The 18268-nt window shown below is 52.0% G+C and carries 15 protein-coding genes and 1 pseudogene; 7 read left to right on the top strand and 9 right to left on the bottom strand.

Annotated elements, in window-relative coordinates; translation table 11 throughout:
• Window positions 1–45: 45 nt before the first annotated feature.
• From B1728_RS00495 to B1728_RS00485, 3 genes are all read right to left on the bottom strand, one after another.
• On the bottom strand, window positions 46–738 hold the full coding sequence (locus B1728_RS00495; RefSeq protein ID WP_306293505.1) for a response regulator transcription factor: 693 nt from the start codon (window positions 736–738) through the stop codon (window positions 46–48).
• A gap of 122 nt (window positions 739–860) precedes the next feature.
• Window positions 861–2798, bottom strand: coding sequence for a DUF2334 domain-containing protein (locus tag B1728_RS00490; RefSeq protein WP_079908218.1), 1938 nt, complete (start codon window positions 2796–2798; stop codon window positions 861–863).
• Between the two features lie 239 nt (window positions 2799–3037).
• On the bottom strand, window positions 3038–3805 hold the full coding sequence (locus B1728_RS00485) for a class I SAM-dependent methyltransferase (protein ID WP_079908217.1): 768 nt from the start codon (window positions 3803–3805) through the stop codon (window positions 3038–3040).
• A gap of 202 nt (window positions 3806–4007) precedes the next feature.
• On the opposite strand from B1728_RS00485, the gene B1728_RS00480 reads away from it, so the two are divergent.
• From B1728_RS00480 to B1728_RS00470, 4 genes are all read left to right on the top strand, one after another.
• Window positions 4008–4769 carry a YwaF family protein gene (locus B1728_RS00480; protein WP_079908216.1) on the top strand — a complete coding sequence of 254 codons (762 nt, stop codon included), beginning with the start codon at window positions 4008–4010 and terminating at the stop codon, window positions 4767–4769.
• A gap of 45 nt (window positions 4770–4814) precedes the next feature.
• Complete coding sequence (locus tag B1728_RS36025) at window positions 4815–4985, top strand: hypothetical protein (protein ID WP_179135820.1); 171 nt, start codon at window positions 4815–4817, stop codon at window positions 4983–4985.
• A 264-nt stretch (window positions 4986–5249) separates the two neighbouring features.
• Window positions 5250–6542, top strand: a complete 1293-nt coding sequence (locus B1728_RS00475; RefSeq protein WP_306293504.1) for an arsenic transporter — start codon at window positions 5250–5252, stop codon at window positions 6540–6542.
• A 56-nt stretch (window positions 6543–6598) separates the two neighbouring features.
• On the top strand, window positions 6599–8143 hold the full coding sequence (locus B1728_RS00470; protein WP_079908214.1) for an ATP-binding protein: 1545 nt from the start codon (window positions 6599–6601) through the stop codon (window positions 8141–8143).
• Between the two features lie 178 nt (window positions 8144–8321).
• Here B1728_RS00470 and B1728_RS36020 read toward each other — a convergent pair whose 3' ends face one another.
• From B1728_RS36020 to B1728_RS37455, 4 genes and pseudogenes are all read right to left on the bottom strand, one after another.
• Window positions 8322–8492 carry a hypothetical protein gene (locus B1728_RS36020; RefSeq protein WP_179135819.1) on the bottom strand — a complete coding sequence of 57 codons (171 nt, stop codon included), beginning with the start codon at window positions 8490–8492 and terminating at the stop codon, window positions 8322–8324.
• Between the two features lie 275 nt (window positions 8493–8767).
• A complete protein-coding gene (locus B1728_RS00460) occupies window positions 8768–10663 on the bottom strand; it encodes a PrkA family serine protein kinase (RefSeq protein ID WP_079908212.1) in 1896 nt (631 codons plus the stop codon).
• A 195-nt stretch (window positions 10664–10858) separates the two neighbouring features.
• Window positions 10859–11521, bottom strand: coding sequence for a dehydroquinate synthase/iron-containing alcohol dehydrogenase family protein (locus B1728_RS37460; RefSeq protein WP_483310965.1), 663 nt, complete (start codon window positions 11519–11521; stop codon window positions 10859–10861).
• A gap of 174 nt (window positions 11522–11695) precedes the next feature.
• Window positions 11696–12139: pseudogene (locus B1728_RS37455) on the bottom strand (iron-containing alcohol dehydrogenase); the annotation flags it as partial.
• 166 nt (window positions 12140–12305) lie between these two features.
• Between B1728_RS37455 and B1728_RS00450 the strand changes: the two are divergent.
• Complete coding sequence (locus B1728_RS00450; protein ID WP_079908210.1) at window positions 12306–13145, top strand: DUF2161 domain-containing phosphodiesterase; 840 nt, start codon at window positions 12306–12308, stop codon at window positions 13143–13145.
• Between the two features lie 164 nt (window positions 13146–13309).
• Window positions 13310–14179 carry a polysaccharide deacetylase family protein gene (locus tag B1728_RS00445; protein WP_225947895.1) on the top strand — a complete coding sequence of 290 codons (870 nt, stop codon included), beginning with the start codon at window positions 13310–13312 and terminating at the stop codon, window positions 14177–14179.
• Here B1728_RS00445 and B1728_RS00440 read toward each other — a convergent pair.
• Window positions 14176–15123 (bottom strand): NAD(P)/FAD-dependent oxidoreductase, encoded by a 948-nt coding sequence (locus B1728_RS00440; protein ID WP_079908209.1) that lies wholly within the window; start codon window positions 15121–15123, stop codon window positions 14176–14178. The two genes, B1728_RS00445 and B1728_RS00440, sit on opposite strands and share 4 nt — an antisense overlap.
• 165 nt (window positions 15124–15288) lie before the next feature.
• Here B1728_RS00440 and B1728_RS00435 point away from each other — a divergent pair, with 165 nt between their 5' ends.
• Window positions 15289–16443 (top strand): hypothetical protein, encoded by a 1155-nt coding sequence (locus B1728_RS00435; RefSeq protein ID WP_079908208.1) that lies wholly within the window; start codon window positions 15289–15291, stop codon window positions 16441–16443.
• A gap of 267 nt (window positions 16444–16710) precedes the next feature.
• Here B1728_RS00435 and B1728_RS00430 read toward each other — a convergent pair whose 3' ends face one another.
• The gene (locus B1728_RS00430; protein WP_079908207.1) at window positions 16711–17997 is read right to left on the bottom strand and encodes an MFS transporter; all 1287 of its coding nucleotides are present in this window, start codon (window positions 17995–17997) and stop codon (window positions 16711–16713) included.
• Window positions 17998–18268: the final 271 nt, after the last annotated feature.

Below are 18268 nucleotides of genomic sequence, written 5' to 3'. Positions count from 1 at the left end.
TGCAAAAAATAGCCTGGCCGGATGGCCTCATCCGCACCAGGCAGGTTACGTATAGATAAATTTATAACCGACACCATGAACATTAATAATATGTCTAGGGTTCGCGGGGTCGCGTTCAATTTTTTTGCGAAGATTGCTGATGTGGACGATGATCGTTCTCGTGTCGTTGAAGATTTCCTGTCCCCACACTTCCCGGAACAGCTCCTCGCGAGTGATCGTTCGTCCGGGGTTTCCCGCCAAATAGCTCAGCAGCTCATATTCTTTTTTGGACAACAGAATCTCTTCATCATGGACCTTCACCGTCCTGCTGACGGTATCGATTTCCGTGGCGCCGAATCTCAGCTTAGAGGATGCATCTGTCTTCTCGCTCTGCAGATGGGGCCGTCTTAAATTGGCTTTGACCCTGGCGATCAACTCATTCGGACTGAAGGGCTTCGTTATATAATCGTCCCCGCCGATTCCCAAACCGGTGATTTTATAATGCTCCTCTGTCTGGCAGCTGACGAAAATAATCGGAGCCGGCGAGATTTCCCGAACCTCCTTGCAGACCTCAAAGCCGTTTTTCCCCGGCAGCACAATATCCAAAATAATAAGATCGGGCCGCAGCTCCCGAACAAGCCTTATCGCTTCGTCGCCTCGATCCGTCCAGGCAACGCGGAATTGATGCGCTTCCAGATACGTGCTCATCAGCTCCCGAACCTCGGGGTCATCCTCTACGATGAAAATCGTTTGATCCATCACGAATTGTCACACCACCAAACAAATGATCGTCATTAATTGATTCAAGAATAAAGAATGTTATTCGATTGGTCAATGAAAAAACCAAAAGAAAACCCGGCGGTGTGCCAGGTTATCCTATTTTATTGGCTTTCAAAGGAAAGGGCCGTATCCAAAAAGCCATCCTGACGGTCCAGCAGCCCCAGATCGCTTTTCCCGTTTCCGTCAAAATCGTGAATGATCAGCTTCGCTCCCGGCTTTCCCCACGGACCAAAGGTTGACAGCAGCTGATATTCGTTCTCCCCTTTACGCAAATAAACGGTGAACCGGGAGGTCTCCGGGTTCCAGCGCAGCACATCCTCCTGGCCGTCTCCGTTAAAATCACCGATTCGGATTTCTCCGAATTCATCGGGAACATTCAGCTGAACCCGGTTAGGCTTCCATTCCCCTGCCGTCTTATCCGCCGAAAGCTCCAAGCCTCCGATGGTACTTGGGCGAGAGAGTAACAATACCTTTTCTCCGCTAATCTCCGTCCGCTGCTGAAGCTCATTCTTCCACTCGCTCTTCAGCGGGTAAGGCTTTAACGATTTCACCTCGCCCTTGCTGACGCATAGGCCGTTAACCTGCCTGCGGTCCGTGGAGAGCCCGGCAAGCACTACATCGCCGTCCTTCTGCTGAATGACTTGCAGATTCGCCCAGCTGCGGGCTTCCGTTGTCCAGCTGTTCTTGAGAACAAACTGCCGTCCGTCGGACACGTAACGCTGGAGCTTGCCGCCCGGTTGAACAACCCATAGGGAGGCGCTCTCGGCCGCATTAGTGCTGCTTACGGCTGCCGCCGCCCCGTTCGTATAAGTGACGCGAGCCCATTCGGCAGGCTGCCCTTGAGGCTCATTACGCATCCCTTTGAAGGAGCCGGAAGCTACGGTGATCACTCCGTTCTTCACATCCCATGCAACGAGGTCGGCCTGGCCGTCCCCCGTAACGTCGGCAAGCATGAGTTTTTTCTGCTCGGTAAGCTTTCCTGAAGCCTGGGGCCCGGTTCCCGATTGGTTTCCGGCCCATTTCACACTTTGCGCCGGTGTGAATGGCACATAGTCATGAATGGAGTAAAACACGTAGCGTTTGGCACGAATGCCGGTGATCAGCTTTTGCAGCACGCTTTTATCCTGATCCGGGTATTTATATTCCGGTAAACCGTCTCTCATCACCGGCTGCCCATTCTCATCCGTAACCGGAGTCAAATATTTGAATTCAAGAAAAGGATGGTAGAAGAACGAATTGATATTGTTTGTCTTGCCCAGCCGGTCGAGAATCACCTTTTCATCCTTGTTATAAGCAATGTAATCAAACGGCGTTGGAACGTAAGCCGCTCCCATGCTCGCCGCACCATATTTATCATTACGCACATTCATATATTGGGCAGCGGGAGAATTGCGGTTCACCTGGACATCCGCCTGGTAATTCAAACCGAAATAGGAGCGGAACAGCTCATCCTGCTCGGGAGTAGAGCGATAATGAGGCGATTCCCAGAATTCCGGCGTAAGCCCCGCTTTGTTGAGTATTGCCAGGCCAGCTTTCAATCTGGGCTCCGCGAACGCAGCCGATATCGTAGAGCTCTCTCCCGGCTCGTCGAATTCGTTGCCGATCCCGGATTCATGGTGCCCGTCATCGCGACGCACATTGCCGACCTGATGCGTATAACCGTGCATTCCGAGCACGGCACCGTCTTGAACGGCCTGCTTCAACAGCTTCTGATAGGCGGCCACGTAGGGATTATCCGTCTGGTCCAACGAGACGTCATAACGGGATCCGTCGGCGGGATAATCCAGCCAGCGCGGAATGACGGCCAGGTGGTACGCCACATGCTGGTCCCGTAAATACTCCATAACCGCTCTCAGCTTGCCGAGCTGCTCTATCGATCCGTACTGCCCGCCGGGGCCGATATCTTCGAGCCGCATCAGCACGAAACGGGGATTCGTCGATTCCCCCTCCACCCTGATATGATAAGAGGCAAACATCATAAAAATAATGAGTCCGGATATTGCATAACGCAGCCATTTGGAACGAAATATGGCGGACATTCAATCATCGTGCTCCCTTCTTGCTGTATAAAACGTAAAAAAGTTGCGCCTCACTTAAACGCTTTCCATTTTTCCTAGGATGATTGTATCAGATTTCTGTCTCGGCGAATACGATTTTCTTTCAAAATTTAAAGCGCTTCCAGCCGGTATCCCGCTTAAGGTTTTGCAAGTCCGCAGCACAAAAAAAGCCAGGGTGCCTTCGCCCTGTTACAGGCGGCTCCCCGGCCTTCCGTTCCCTATTATTTCAACACTGCCGCAAACCGAAGTCTGCGGTAATCCGCCGTCCAATACTGACCGTTAAACAACTCGGCACGAAGGAGGGTGCAGCATTGCCTGTAAGCCTCCTGCTTCTCGTCCTCTGTCAAACCGGAGAAAAACATGCCGGCAAACGTACGAAGCCAATGCTCCATCCCTAATTCCCGGTCAGGCAGCTCGGTCGGGCGGTCAAAGAGCTCCGTAGAGCGGACCTCAAACCCCTGCTGCTCCAGCAAGAAGCTGTACTCACCAATGGTGGGAAAGTACCATGGATTCCGCTCTTCCGCATCGATACCCAGCGTACCCAGCACTTCGGCAATGGCGTGGCGGATCCGCCCCACGTTCCCGCTGCCCCCGAACTCAGCCACGAATCTCCCTCCTTGCCGTAATGCAAGGCCTACCGATTCGATGACCTGCTCCGGACGCTTCATCCAATGCAGCGCCGCATTGGAGAACACCGCATCAAACTTCTCCTGAAGCCGGAACGTGTGTCCGTCGGCCGTATCGAAGGTAAGCTTCGGATACTTGCTCCGGGCTTGCTCAATCATGTCCCGAGAGCTGTCGATTCCTTTGCATTCCGCCCCCAGACTCGCAATTTCATGCGCCAAATCGCCGGTTCCGCAGCCCAGATCCAGAATTCGTTCACCGGGTGCCGGCGCCAGCCAATCGATAACCCCTCTGCCCAGATGTGATACAAAACCGATCTTGCTGTCGTAAAAGGATGCATTCCACTGCTGCCCGCTTCCGTTCATGAATATCCGCTCCTCTCTTTGTCTCTTCCCCTATTATGCGGTATTTTGTTTATCACTTGAAATATATAAAACAAATCATCTTTATAGATAAAACCTATAACTAATGCTTCATGGTACTAGTCGAAGTTAGTACTTATGCACTTCCCTGTAAGCGCGTTACACTACATTACAATCCAAGTTTTTACATGAGGGGGCAGACATAATGAATCCATATTGGGATGTATTCGCAAGCCAGCCATTCCTGCTTTTTTCCCCGTCCCATCTGGCAGCCATCATTTTGTTGGGCATTGCATGTTTATTGCTTTATATGGGCAGGCAAGGTATCCAAGCCGTCCCTGCACTGCAATCCATGATTCGCTGGGGAATCCTGCTGGCATTGGCCGTTCCGGAAATGATGCTGAACCTCTGGTACGTGCAGCAAGAGCAGTGGGACGTACGAAGTACACTTCCGTTGGAGCTGTGCAGCATTATGGTTTTTCTATCCATCATGCTCCTGTTAACCGGCAGCCGCCGGCTGTACGGGATCGTGTTTTTCGCCGGAATCGGAGGCGCCCTGCAGGCCCTTGTTACCCCTAGCCTAGGGTATGCGTTTCCTCATTTTCGTTTTTTTCATTTTTTCATCGTGCACAGCGCCATTATTATGGCGGCTCTATACATGACCTGGATTCGCGGCTATAGGCCCGATTGGATAGCTGTCGGCCGAACCATGATAGTTCTGAACGGGCTGGCAGCTATTGTATGGGCCTTAAACGAGCTGCTTCATTCCAATTATATGTTCCTTATGCACAAGCCGCCGACAGCATCCTTGTTGGATTGGCTGGGGCCGCATCCCTATTATCTTCTGGCCGAGGAAGCGATTGCTCTTGGGATGTTTGCTATGATGCATGCCGTTTTCTTCCTTTGGCCCCGCCAGCGGAAGCGAGCGAATTACGGGAACCAAGCGTGCGATTCAGCTGGTGAATAATATCCTGGGCGTTGGTAAAAATACCCTCGTGAAAGGAGGAGTACGATGGATAACCATTTAAATCCCGAATCGACTCAAGAGGCAGAAGAGACGGCCCCCGCTTCCGAAAGTCTCAACGAGAGTCTAAACGCCGGACAGGATGATGCCCCCGGCATCGACTATACCAAAGACTTTATTTGGGGAAGCGATCAGGACGAATATGTCGACGAGTCTTGATTCATGTCCCCTCTCAGACCGCCAATGGCGGTCTGAGCCCGTTTAAGAAACCTGGCAATGGAGGAACTCTGATAAATAGGCAGGAAAGGTTGCCCCTGTGGATTGAATACGCTCTAAGCTCCCCTCATAAAAACGTCTAAAAACGTACGATCCTGTCAATCTTCTTATTTAAAAATCGTTTTTGCTAATTATTGCATTTACTTCTCAAAACTTAAAAGGCTATAATGAATTCATTGTGTTTATTTGGCTGGAGGATTAAATGAAATTATGAGTTCGGTTGTTGCCATTCTCTTATTTATTCTTACTATCACGTTGATCATTTGGCAGCCGCGCGGGCTCAATATCGCCTGGTCAGCCGTCGGCGGAGCGGTTCTTGCCTTGCTGGCTGGCGTCGTTTCATGGGCGGATGTTGCAGCAGTCACACACATCGTATGGAATGCTACCCTTACATTCGTTGCATTAATTGTCATATCATTAGTTCTGGACGAGCTGGGCTTCTTCGAATGGTCCGCTCTGCACATGGTACGATTATCCCGAGGTAACGGTATTCGGCTGTTCTTATTCACCATTTTGCTTGGAGCGCTGGTATCCTGCTTTTTCGCTAACGATGGGGCCGCTTTAATTCTCACGCCTATCGTTCTGGCACAAATGCGGGCCCTCAAGCTGCCCAGCCTTACTGTGCTGCCCTTTGTCATGGCCAGCGGCTTTATTGCCGATTCCACCTCGATTCCGCTTATCATCAGCAATCTCGTTAATATCGTATCTGCAGATTTCTTCCATATATCCTTCTCTGAGTATGCCTTGACGATGATGCTTCCCAATCTCTTTTCCTTATCAGCCAGCATCACAGTTCTTTATTTCTATTACCGAAAACACATTCCGGCGGTTTACGATACTTCCCTTGCACACCCGCCCCGGGAAGCCATTAAAAGCATGCCTATGTTCAAGCTGTCCTGGTATTTGTTAGGCCTGCTTTTTCTTGGTTATTTATTCGGTGAAGCTATGGGGATTCCGGTGAGCCTTATCGCCTGCTTCATAGCCGGATTGCTTATTTGGACAAGCCATCGGTTCAAGGTGATGAGCGCAAGCCGCATGATGAAGGAAGCGCCATGGTCCATCGTCCTTTTCTCTATTGGAATGTATGTGGTTATCTATGGGCTAAAGAATGCGGGACTCACCTCCCTATTGGGCCATTGGGTCGATTCCTTTGCCGCGCACGGCTTGTTTGCCGCCGCCATGGGAATGGGCTTTCTTTCGGCTTTCTTGTCCTCGATCATGAACAATCTACCATCGGTCATGATCGGCGCGCTGGCCATCGATACGACTCATGCCAGCGGAGCCATCAAGGAAGCGCTGATTTACGCCAACGTCATAGGCTGTGATTTGGGGCCCAAAATGACGCCCATCGGTTCTTTGGCTACGTTAATATGGCTCCATATTTTATCCCGAAAAGGCGTTAACGTGAGCTGGGGGTACTACTTTAAGACAGGGATCCTTCTTACGATACCAACCCTGTTCCTAACATTACTTGGACTTTATCTAAGCCTCTCGGTTTGACATAAGCTGTGATTCATATCAATGATAAGATGCAGGCAGGCAGGTGAACCAAAGACATGCAGAAAATTCCCGTCACCCGAGACGGAAAAAAAGGCTCCGACATTATGATCGTCAATTCCGATGACGTCGTCAAAATAGAATGCCTGAGGGAAAAGGAATACGTCATCCATACGATCAACGATAAATTTTATTGGACGGCTTCTCTCGAAGCCTTTGAAGAATGGATGTACGAGGAAGGGTTCCGGTTGATCGACCAGATGAACGTGGTCAATATGAACCACGTGGACGGGTACGATGTCAAGAAGGGCATCGTTTATTTGAGCACCGGTCAAGGAAGCCAGTACAAAACGGCATCCGCCGCATGGATTCATAAGGATCATATTACCAATGTACAAACGCTGATCGGGGAAGTTAAGAAGCTGGACAAGAGCAGTGATCCGGATGAATTTCAAAGCGATATCTTCGAATCTATACTGGCCCAGGAAGAAGACAGCCGATTCGCGCGTTCCTATGCGATGATCCAGGCGATTTATGAAAAGAAAAAGGCGGAGAAAAAGCTTGAGCAAAGCGAGCAGCGGTACAAATCGCTGTTTATGCACAATCCCGACCCTATATGCTCATTCGACAGCTACGGGTATTGTACCAGCGCCAACCCCGCTCTGTTTCAAATGACCGGCTATACGGAAGAAGAGCTGTTGAACAAGTCCATACACCATCTTATCATCCCGGAGCATATGACACGCTGGCAGGAGCAGTTTGCCGGAACGCTGCGCGGGCAAAATCATCAATATGAAATTACGTTCCTCCATAAAAACGGAAGCACCGTCGAGCTGAGTGTGCTGAATGTCCCCATCGTAGTTAACGGCCAGATGAATGGCGTATATATGATCGGTAAAGATATCAGTGAACGAAAAAGAGCCGAGGAAATGCTTCTCCGTTCCGAAAAGCTATCGATTGTTGGCCAGCTGGCCGCCGGTGTGGCTCACGAAATCCGCAATCCGCTTACTTCACTCAAGGGCTTCGTGCAGCTGATGCAAACGAAAATCTCGGGCTTCGAATCGTATTTTAACATCATGATGGACGAGCTGGACCGGATCAATTTCATCGTCAGCGAATTTCTGGTGATTGCCAAGCCGCAGTCCTTGCGTTCACAGCCGAGGGATGCCGGTCAGATACTGCAAAGCACCGTCGCTTTAATCAGCTCACAAGCGATGATACATAATGTAAAGCTGATGATGAACATCGAGGAGCCGCTGCCTCTCATCAATTGCGACGAAAATCAGATCAAGCAGGTGTTCATTAACATCTTGAATAATGCGATTGAATCGATGCCGGACGGGGGCGAGGTCCTGATGGAAATCTGCTCCCGCGACGACAACCATCTGCTGATCCGCTTCACCGATCAGGGCTGCGGTATCCCCGAGGAACGGATTCCACGGCTTGGAGAGCCGTTCTACACAACCAAGGAAAAGGGAACCGGTCTCGGTCTGATGGTAACCTATAAAATTATTGAGAACCATGGCGGGCGTATGGAAATTCACAGTGTCGTCAATGAGGGAACCGTCGTTGAAATTACGATGCCTGTTATTACTTCCTCGTGATTCTTCCGCCAATAATTCAAAAAAGCCTTCGGTTCCGTGTTTTACGCGGTTCCGAAAGCTTTCTTTCACTATAGCTCTATAGCATCGTCACGTAATCAATAATAAGGATACGGATAGGAATAAGGATAGTATGGATAAGGATACGGATAAGGGTATGGATTATACCCTCCATCGGTTATCACAATTGGAAAAATGTATGGGCTATAGAAGCCCCCTCCGTAATACCCTCCATGTCCGTGGTACCCGCCATGGTAGCCGCCACCGTGGTAACCTCCATGAAATCCTCCATGGCCTCCGTGAAATCCTCCATGAGACCCTCCGTGGCCCCCGTGACCGCCTCCGTGACCATCCGGGCGAGTTTCCTCCGTATGTTCGAGTTGAGTATTCGTCATTCGGTATCTCCCGCTTTCTAAGTAATATAGGCATTTGTCATAGTGTAGTTTATGTCGATGCGCCTAGGAGGGTGAATGCCTATAGGAAAATGGGCGAATACCTACTCATATCTCGTTGCCGGCAAGCAAAGTCACGTAACCAGAGCAGCCCCAAACAAACAGTAAGAGCCATCAATCGGATGGCCCCTCTAGATACACTCCTATTTATTTAGGGCAATCGGCGAAAGGCTTTTTAGCGGTTCAGCAAACTACCCACATATCTCAATAACTCATTGGCTGATGCCGTTGTATAGCCATGCTCTTCCACGAGACGTTTAATTACTTCGTTGATCCGCTTCAGCTGGGTTTCGTCCGGAGTTTTCGTTGAAGTCGTAATTTTCACGATATCCTTCAAATCCGCAAACAGCTTCTTCTCGATCGCTTCACGCAGCCGTTCGTGACTGCTGTAATTGAAGCGATGCCCTTTGCGCGAATAGGACGACATGCGAATCAATATTTCTTCGCGGAAAGCTTTTTTGGCGTTTTCCGAAATGCCGATCTGCTCTTCAATAGAACGCATCAGCCTTTCGTCCGGATCCATCTCCTCACCGGTCAAAGGATCTTTAATTTTGCCCCAGTTACAATAAGCCTCGATATTATCGAGGTAGTTGTTGAACAGCGTTTTGGCCGATTCCTCAAACGAGTACACGAACGCCTTCTGCACTTCCTTCTTCGCCAGCTCGTCATATTCCTTGCGGGCAACCGAGATGAAGTTCAAGTAACGCTCCCGTTCTTCCTTGGTAATGGAAGGATGCTGATCCAAGCCGTCCTTCAGGGCGCGCAGCACATCCAAGGCGTTGATGAATTCCAGTCCCTGACGGATCAATGCGCTGGAAATCCGGTTGATAACATACCGGGGATCGATTCCCGACATGCCCTCTTCGAGGTACTCGTTTTGCATTTCCTTCAAATCCGCTTCTTTAAAGCCCTCGACCTCTTCCCCGTCGTACATGCGCATTTTCTTGACAAGGTCCATTCCCTGCTTCTTCGATTCCTTCAAGCGGGTAAGAATCGAGAAGATCGCTGCTGCCCGCAGAGCGTGAGGCGCAATATGAATATGGGCCATGTCGCTTTGCCGGATCAGCTTCGCATAAATCTTCTCTTCCTCCGACACCTTTAAGTTATAAGGGATCGGCATGACGATCATCCGCGACTGGAGCGCTTCATTCTTCTTGTTCGCAATGAAGGATTTGTACTCGGATTCGTTCGTATGGGCAATGATCAGCTCATCGGCGGAAATCAGCGCAAAGCGTCCGGCCTTGAAATTCCCCTCCTGAGTCAATGACAGCAAATTCCACAGGAATTTCTCGTCACACTTCAGCATCTCCTGGAATTCCATAATCCCGCGGTTCGCTTTATTCAGCTCCCCATCGAACCGGTATGCCCTCGGATCCGATTCCGACCCGTACTCCGTGATCGTTGAAAAATCGATGCTGCCGGTCAAATCTGCAATATCCTGTGATTTCGGATCGGATGGACTGAAGGTACCGATTCCTGTCCGGTTATCCTCGGAGATCAGGACCCGTTCCACCAGCACATCCTCTATGCGGCTGTTGTACTCGGTCTTCAACCGCATTTGACACGACGGGCACAGGTTGCCCTCGATCTTGATGCCAAACTCTTCCTCCACTTCGTGCCGCAGCTCCTGCGGTATCAGATGCATCGGCTCCTCGTGCATCGGACATCCTTTGATTGCGTATACCGCGCCCCTATCCGTACGCGAAAATTGTTCGAGTCCTTTCTTAAGCAGCGTCACGATCGTCGACTTGCCGCCGCTGACCGGACCCATCAGGAGGAGGATACGCTTACGCACATCCAGACGTCTCGCGGCGGAATGGAAGTATTCCTCGACCAGTTTTTCAATGGCCGCGTCAAGACCGAATATTTCTTTCTCAAAGAAATGATACCTGCGTTTGCCGTTATCCTCCCCGATGCCTTGCGCTCTGATCATCTCGTAAACACGGGAATGCGCCGTCATCGCCAAATGAGGGTTCTTGCGAACCAGGGCGATATAATCGGCAAAGGTTCCGGTCCAAGCCAGTCGTTCGGTTTCTGTTCGGTAATCTGAAATTTTCTTGAATATGTCCATGAGTTAACCTCCTCCGTACGGTGCATTTGCGGTCACTACATCAAAGAAACGAAGTGTATTAAATAATTATGCAGGGCGCGGGGATAAGTTGCCCGAAATTTTAGACAAAAACAAAAAACAGCGGCAGGACCGCTCCGGGTGGACGGTCTCCTTCAAGATCGTCCCCGGAATGTCCCGCCGCTGTACAATGCCGTCTTACAGCCATTGTCCAAGCCGCATGATCGTATACCGATTGCGTACATACATCGCATAGTGCAAGCTTTCCTGCAGCAGCTTCTCCTCAACTCCGAGCTCCTCTATCGTCGTCGGGCCGCCGGCTTGCTGAAGCCATTGTGCCAACGCTGCGGCTGACGGCACGCTCCGGCAAATGCCGCGGATAGCGTCCCAGCGTTCGATGATTCGCTCAGGCAGCTCATGATCCCATGAGGAGTCCGCGCCGGCCCCGAGTCCATTCTCGGCCAGCACCTGGTCGGCGATGCTGCCGTAGCCCTGGCTGATCTGAGCGGCCATTCGCTCAGGAGTCGGCACGTCGCCGCTCGCTTGCCTTGCGGCGATGGCTTCGGCGGCCGCTTCCTGCGTAAGCGCAGCGGCCGACTCATACAGCGCGGCCATCTTGACGGCCGCGACACCGACCTTGGCGCCGTGCAGAAGGGCTCGGCGCCGCTCTTGGATGAACCGCATCTCCCAATAATGGGAGAGATGATGCTCTCCGCCGGAAGCCGGCCGCGAGTGTCCGACAAGCAGCATGGAGATGCCTGACAACGTCAGGCCCTCCATCAGCTTGCGGACGCCGAGCTCCGTCCCGGCGGCAATCTCCTCGGCATGGTCGACGCACAGCGCGAGACCCTGCCGGGTCATCTCCGCGGCGAGCTCGCAGTACGGCTCGCCGAACAGCACCCGCCCGAGCTGCCAGTCTGCGAGCGAGGTGTATTTGCCCAGCATGTCGCCGAAACCTGCGGCGATCATCGCTCGCGGTGACTTGACGAGCAGCGCCAAGTCGGCGAAGATAGCTTCCGGCGCCATAGCCGGAATCGTTTGTTTGAAGCCGCCGATAATGAGCGGCGCTCCGACCGAGGCGAAGCCGTCCACCGACGGGGCCGTCGGCACGGAGAGAAACGCACGGTTCGTCCGGTGAGCGACGAAACGAACCGTGTCGTGGATCGTGCCCGAGCCGACGGCCACGATCGCCTGCGCCGACGGCGTCACGTGCAGCATCAGCTGCACGATGACGCGCCCGTCGGCGGCGAGCTCCCCGTGCTCGTCTTCCGCGAGCACGCACAACTGCGCCTTCAGCTGTGCCGCCTCGCACAGCTGAAGCAGCTCCCGACCGGCCGCTTCCAGCGTGTGCCGGTCACAGACCAGCAGGAGCCCGGTGTAGCCTCGCTCCTGGGCATATGGCGCGAGCTCCGCCAGCGCGCCGCGCTCTATGACAATTTTGCGGATCGGAGCCGCGTGCTCTTGACCGCACTGGCACATAAACCGTTTGCCAAGCCACGGTTCGATTTGACCAACTTGTTCTATCATGGTTTCTTCCCTTTCTATAGTTGCAAGTCTTTAGGATCTATCTTATCAAAACTATGCTATAATGAACATAATTTTACATAGCAACATGAACCCAAGATTTCAAAGGAGACGAGCCGCTGTGGCGATCAAAACCGAGACGGAGCTGTACGCTCCCGTCAAAAGCTTCTTCGAGCAGCAGGGCTACCACGTCCGGGGCGAAGTCCATCACTGCGACCTTGTCGCGATTCGCGGCGAAGAGCCGCCCGTCATCGTCGAGCTGAAAAAAAACTTTTCGGTACCGCTGCTCCTTCAGGGCATCAACAGGCTTCGGCTAACCCGGCAGGTGTACGTAGCCTTCGAAATGCCGAACAAAAAGCGCGCCCCGCACGGGGCGACGTGGCCTGAGCTGCGCAAGCTGTGCCAGATGCTCGGCATCGGGATGATAACGGTACAATTTTATAAGACGAAAAAACCGCAGGTCATTATCGAATGCCATCCTCCGGCGGCAGCTTCATCCAAAGAGGGCTCGTTCTCCTTCTCCCCCCTTCTGGAGAGCTTTGCGGAGCCGACAGATTATGCGGCTTCTTTGGAGGCCGGAACTGCTCCTGCAGCCCCTGCCGTGCTGCCGCGGCATAACAAAAGAGCGGCTGAGCGGATCGTCCGGGAATTCAAGGAGCGCCGCGCCGATTACAATGTAGGAGGCAGCAGCAAGCGCAAGCTCGTCACCTCCTATCGGGAAAAAGCTCTCCATATGGCGTACCTGATCCGGCAGAACGGACCTATGAGTCCGCGCAAGCTGCGCGAGCAAACCGGTATCGCCAATGCGGCGAGCCTGCTGCAAAAAAACTTCTACCGGTGGTTTCTGCGCGTGGAGAGAGGCATCTACTCGCTTACGCCACTCGGTGAAGAAGCGCTGCAAACCTACGCACAGGTAGTGGAGCAGCTTCCGCATCCCGCGCCTGCTTCCAGCTCTTCCTAATTTCCCCGCTCCCTCGGCTTTAAGCTCACTAACTGCGGCGCTTCTCCAAGACGCCGCCCCTTTTTCCACCGGGTCATCAAGACGATTCCATACAAAATAGACATATTCCTGTCTAGCTCCTTATATAAATAGAGTACTAGAGTTCTAAGCAAAGGAGCCTGTCTATGAGTTCAATAGAGCTGAATTGTATGCGTTTTCATCTTGTCCGCAGAGCGATGCGCCGCAGTACTCTTGCGGTATCGTGGCTGCTCGCCATGAGCTTGGTCCTGTGGGGATCGCTTGCTCCGACGGTCTTTGCCTATGACGATGAAGCTGCCTTCCTTCAGCAGAAGACCGCCGCGGCCAAAGCGGGGGACTCCTCGCCGCCCAAGCCCCCGCCGCCTATTCCCGTGCTCAATTACCACAGCATCACGGTCGACCCCGGCAACAGAGCGACCATAACCCCGGAAAAATTCGAAGCCCAAATGATGTACTTATCCGAAAACGGCTTTACCCCTTTGTCGCTCCGGCAGTTTACCGACATTATGGAGGGCGTGGAAAGCGCTCCTGAGAAACCGGTATTGCTCACCTTCGACGACGGCTATGCCGATAATTACGAGCATGCGCTTCCGCTGCTCAAGAAGCTCGGCTTTCACGCCACCTTGTTCATGTCTCCCGGCATGGTCGAGGACGGGTATTTTCTCAATTGGGATCAAATCAAGGAGATGCATGAAGCCGGATGGGATATTCAGCCTCATGGCATGACTCATCCTCATCTGCCGCTGCTGAAGAAAGACAAGCAGGAATATGAAATTACGGAAGCCCGACGTCAAATCGAGGAGCAGCTGGGAACGATCGCCGATGTGTACTGCTATCCGTACGGCGAATGGAATCAGACCACGCTTAAGATTTTAAAGGACCATGAATTCCGGTACGCCTTTACTATCGAGCAAGGAATGACCACTTCCAAGCAGGACCCGCTGAAGCTCAAGCGGATTTTCGTCAACGGAGAAGAGCCTATAGAGAAATGGATCGCCCGGTTGTCACCGAATTAATGCAGCACCGGCGTTCGGGTCTGCTTACGCTTTAGCAGCTCTTTATGTATCCAGATGGCCGCCTGAGAGCCTTCTCCCATGGCAATCGTCACCTGCTCCGAATGCACGCCGACATCTCCTGCTGCCCATACCCCCGGCACATTCGTCATTTTTGACCGGGGGTCGGCGGCGATATGCCGATTCTCAAGCCGCTCCACTCCCAGCTGCTCCGCCAGCCCGGACATCACCTCATTGCCCCCGAAAGCAATAAAGCCGCGTTCTCCCTCGACACTCCGTCCATCTGTCAACCGAACACCGCCGAAGTCTCCTGTCTGCGTTACCAGCACCTCTGCTATTGGTGTCTCGATCAGCGAAATGCGTTTATCCTTTAATTGCTCCTGCCATTCGGAGGAAATCTCAGAGCTTCCCGGCTCATGATTGATATAGATTAGCTCTTGCGTCCAGTAAGACAGCGTTATGGCCATGGAAGCTCCCGTATTGCCCGCTCCGAGCACAATCGTCTTTTTGCCGCTGACCTCATATCCGTCGCAATCCGGACAGACGTAGACCGTCAAGCCAAGGCAGCCCTCCAGGCCGGGCAGCTGCGGAAATCGGTCCATAAGCCCCGTTGCAAGCAACAGCGTCGACGCCTTCAGCTCCTGTCGTCCTTCCTTGAATTGAGCCTTGAAGCTGTCCTCCTCCTTTTGAAGTCCGATGACCTCATCCTTCATGAATTGAACGCCAAGCCGCTCCGCGTGCAGCCTTCCAAGCCTCCGAAGCTCAGGTCCCGATACGCCATCCGGCCATCCCAGGACATTATGGTAGCATTGGCACAGCGTCGATCTACCCACGCCTTTATCGACTACCAGGGTTTTGTGCTTATATCGGCCGAGCTGAATCGCTCCTTGAAGTCCGGCTATGCCTCCCCCGATGATGATGCAATCATACGCTTCTTCCTTATTCACCTTTCACAATCATCCCTTCCCGCGTTTTTCCAATAGGTTGTCCAAGCCCAAAAAGGGCCATACGCGAAAATCAAGGATGGCGTCTTTTACAATTTTTTCAAAGTAGACCAGCAACTCTACCCGGCATCCTTGCGTCATTATCGTTATGAAAGGATGGGAGCTAAGATGAGCGTAAAGCGAAAAGGACGGATCATTGGGTTAGGAATGTTCCTGATATCCTTGTCATTTGCCGTGCAGGCCCATGCTAATCTGCCGGTATCCAGACTTGTCATCCTGAAGGATTCCCCAATGTACAGTAACAGCAGCTTGTCTGGGGAGCCGTCCGGTATCGTTTCCGGTCCCCAGCAGGTCAACGTCAAGGAGACCCTTCCCAAGACGGACGAGGGGGATATTGAATGGTTTTTGGTCGAAACCTGGCTCGGGGACAAATGGATTCCGGCTTCGGATAAAGTAGCGACTGGAAACTTCGAAACGTTAGATAGGGATATTACTTTGGTACAAGACACAAGACTCTACGACTTGCAGCAGAGCTTTGAACCGACAGAACGGATGCTTCCTCCGCAGAAGGTGAGGGTCCTTGGAAGGTTTACTACCTTCAACTACAAAGCGCATAACGTCACAAGCGTAGGATTAAGCCAGCATACGTGGTACCGGATAGAGACGACCTACGGAAGCAAATGGATTGCTGAGCCGTTCATTCCGGAAAACGTCAAGGCCGCTTCCGTCTCGTTCGATGTGGTGCTTGCTGAAGCAGCCGTAGTCTTTCCCTATCCGACACAGCTGAAGGAACAGCAGGAGACGCTGCCAGCCGGCACCGTTCATGTCAAGGGACTCTGGGGACCCGGAAACCGCCCCTTGGACCAGTCGGTATGGTTGAACATTTCTCTCCCTCAAGGTGACCGCTGGCTTCTGTGGAAGCGAGATATTCCGTTGAAAGCAACCCTTCTTACGGAAACCAGACTATTTACCGAGCCCTATGACAAAGCAGCGGAAATCGGATGGCTGCCTCCGGGTACCTATGACATCACCGCTAATTCGGGTGAATGGTCCTGCATCGAAACCGGTACAGGCCGTGTGTGGCTCAGGACGGCTCGAGCGCCGCTGGAAAAGCCGCATGACGTACAGACCGTCACCGACTTGATCGAGCTTACGGATCAAACGATTACATACCGTTTCCCCATCAAGGATGAAGTAAAGCATCCGGCAGGCTACTATGCTCCGCAAAAGGTTACATCCAGCGGAAAATGGATATCCGGCACAGGGGAAGTCTGGTACCGCTTCGATGGCGCCGACGGCGAAGAATGGGTGCAAATATCTTAACTATTACTTTTACCCCAAAAAAAGAAGAGCTTCGCCCTTAAGGGAAGCTCAGGTTGTTTCGAAGCCCTGTTTTAACGTGAACTTTTGCTACATATGGAGGTGGGGTATGCCTCGGAGGAGTTTACGTCCGCCTTTGAAATCCGAGAATATACCGCTTAATATAATCAAATTCACGGGTTTCAACAGCGGCTGGAGGGGCATACCCCATCGGCGTATATTGGCAAAAATTCTAATCTCTACAGGATTCCCAACATGACCAGCTCCCCCTTAAGGCAAGCTCTTCTTTTTTACATCTTTCACCGGCTCATCCTCCGGCACCCGCTCCAGCAGCCAGACCATCCCTATTTGCGTCAATGCGGCGAAAAACAGCACCCAAGGCAGCAGCTCATTCCCGCTGTAGCGGGTAATAAGGATCAGGCCAAGAATGGAGACGACACGCCCAAAATTGAGGAACGTCTCCCGCATAACGACAGACTCCACTCTCAGCTGCCCCTTCAAAGGAAGCGCCCCGATCAGGCGGAAGTAGAACGAGGTGATCGTATTCCCCTGCAGCGGAGAACAGATCGAGTACAGCACCATAAACAAAATGACAGTTGTGAGCGTCAGCTTCCATAAAATAAACAAGGTGCCCAGGACAAAGCCCACCGTAGAGATGACCAGAAACTTGCGGGCTCGGTCTTCCCGGCCGTAACGGGAAAGAACCAAACCCATGCCGATGCTCAGCGTCGCATAGACGACACCCAGATAGCCCACCAGATCCTCCCTGCCGACAATTTGAAACAGCAGGATATTGGGCAAGAACAGCATGATCCCCTGGAACAAGCCCATCACCCAGAAGCCGATGAGGGATTTGAGCCATCGCTTGTTCTTGTTCATCAGCAGACCGACGAATTTTAAATAATATGCTTTATGATGGGAAACCTTCGTCTTGATTTTCAAGCTTCCCAGCGTAGCGATCAGGAACATGAAGAAGGCGATGGAGAACACGATCGTGTACCCCTGAAGCCCGTCATTTTGCCGGATAATGTATCCTGCCAGGGCAGGACCAATCAAGCCCGCCAATGTAAATACGATCATATTGATAGCCAGATACCGGATCCGGTTTTGCTCTGTCGATACGTCGTACATAAGGGTCAAATAGCCTGCCCAGTAGAACGAGCCGGCCGCGCCTCCAAAAATCGCAAACAAGACATAATAATCTACAACCTTCTCCTGCGCAAATACGACAATCAAATAAAAAAGCGCTATCAATCCGATGCCGATGCGGTAGGATACCATACGGTCCTTCCGCTTGATGATGAAGCCCCCCATGGCAAATGCCAGCGGCGCTATGCCGTAGTTCACGATGTAGTACATCCCGTTAATCCACAGGCTCTCGGTCAGCCTCCACAAATACAGCGTCAAAAATATTCCTGACATGGACGCGCCGAATTGAAAGCAAAAGTGAATAAATAAGGATACCTTCGCATCCCTGGATAACCGCTTATCCTCAGGTAAATACCGTTTTTTTGCCACATACCACTGTCTGCCACCCGAAATAAGCCTTGTTATCATGTCCATCCTCCGTCACCATCTGGCCGCTAATTCATACTCATTGTAACAGCGAACCCCGCTTCTGTTAAACGGACAGATTCGCGCCAAATCCCCTCGTAAGCACCTGTAAGCGGATTTAGCATTGGTTTTGCTGGCTAATCATCCCTTGATAGCTATTTCGTCCCCATTGCTTCCTATTGCTCGCTTTGCTGTAAAATAGTTCCCTGGTATCCAGTCGAAAAACCCGCCAGAACGCCCAACTCGAACAAAAGCTTAAAAAAGGAACATCCAT

The organism is Paenibacillus sp. 32352, assembly GCF_002042965.1.
GTDB lineage: Bacteria > Bacillota > Bacilli > Paenibacillales > NBRC-103111 > Paenibacillus_S > Paenibacillus_S vulneris.
This window is presented reverse-complemented; position numbering and strand designations above follow the sequence as displayed.

Excerpts from the sequence above, each read along its gene's own strand:
- B1728_RS37460 (WP_483310965.1), bottom strand. The coding sequence starts at position 11,521 with ATGACCCGGCAGGGTCTCGCGCTGTGCGTCGACCATGCCGAGGAGATT.
- B1728_RS00480 (WP_079908216.1), top strand. The coding sequence starts at position 4,008 with ATGAATCCATATTGGGATGTATTCGCAAGCCAGCCATTCCTGCTTTTT.
- B1728_RS00430 (WP_079908207.1), bottom strand. The coding sequence starts at position 17,997 with ATGATAACAAGGCTTATTTCGGGTGGCAGACAGTGGTATGTGGCAAAA.
- B1728_RS36025 (WP_179135820.1), top strand. The coding sequence starts at position 4,815 with ATGGATAACCATTTAAATCCCGAATCGACTCAAGAGGCAGAAGAGACG.
- B1728_RS00445 (WP_225947895.1), top strand. The coding sequence starts at position 13,310 with ATGAGTTCAATAGAGCTGAATTGTATGCGTTTTCATCTTGTCCGCAGA.
- B1728_RS00490 (WP_079908218.1), bottom strand. The coding sequence starts at position 2,798 with ATGTCCGCCATATTTCGTTCCAAATGGCTGCGTTATGCAATATCCGGA.
- B1728_RS36020 (WP_179135819.1), bottom strand. The coding sequence starts at position 8,492 with ATGGTCACGGAGGCGGTCACGGGGGCCACGGAGGGTCTCATGGAGGAT.
- B1728_RS00470 (WP_079908214.1), top strand. The coding sequence starts at position 6,599 with ATGCAGAAAATTCCCGTCACCCGAGACGGAAAAAAAGGCTCCGACATT.
- B1728_RS00495 (WP_306293505.1), bottom strand. The coding sequence starts at position 738 with ATGGATCAAACGATTTTCATCGTAGAGGATGACCCCGAGGTTCGGGAG.
- B1728_RS00485 (WP_079908217.1), bottom strand. The coding sequence starts at position 3,805 with ATGAACGGAAGCGGGCAGCAGTGGAATGCATCCTTTTACGACAGCAAG.
- B1728_RS00435 (WP_079908208.1), top strand. The coding sequence starts at position 15,289 with ATGAGCGTAAAGCGAAAAGGACGGATCATTGGGTTAGGAATGTTCCTG.
- B1728_RS00460 (WP_079908212.1), bottom strand. The coding sequence starts at position 10,663 with ATGGACATATTCAAGAAAATTTCAGATTACCGAACAGAAACCGAACGA.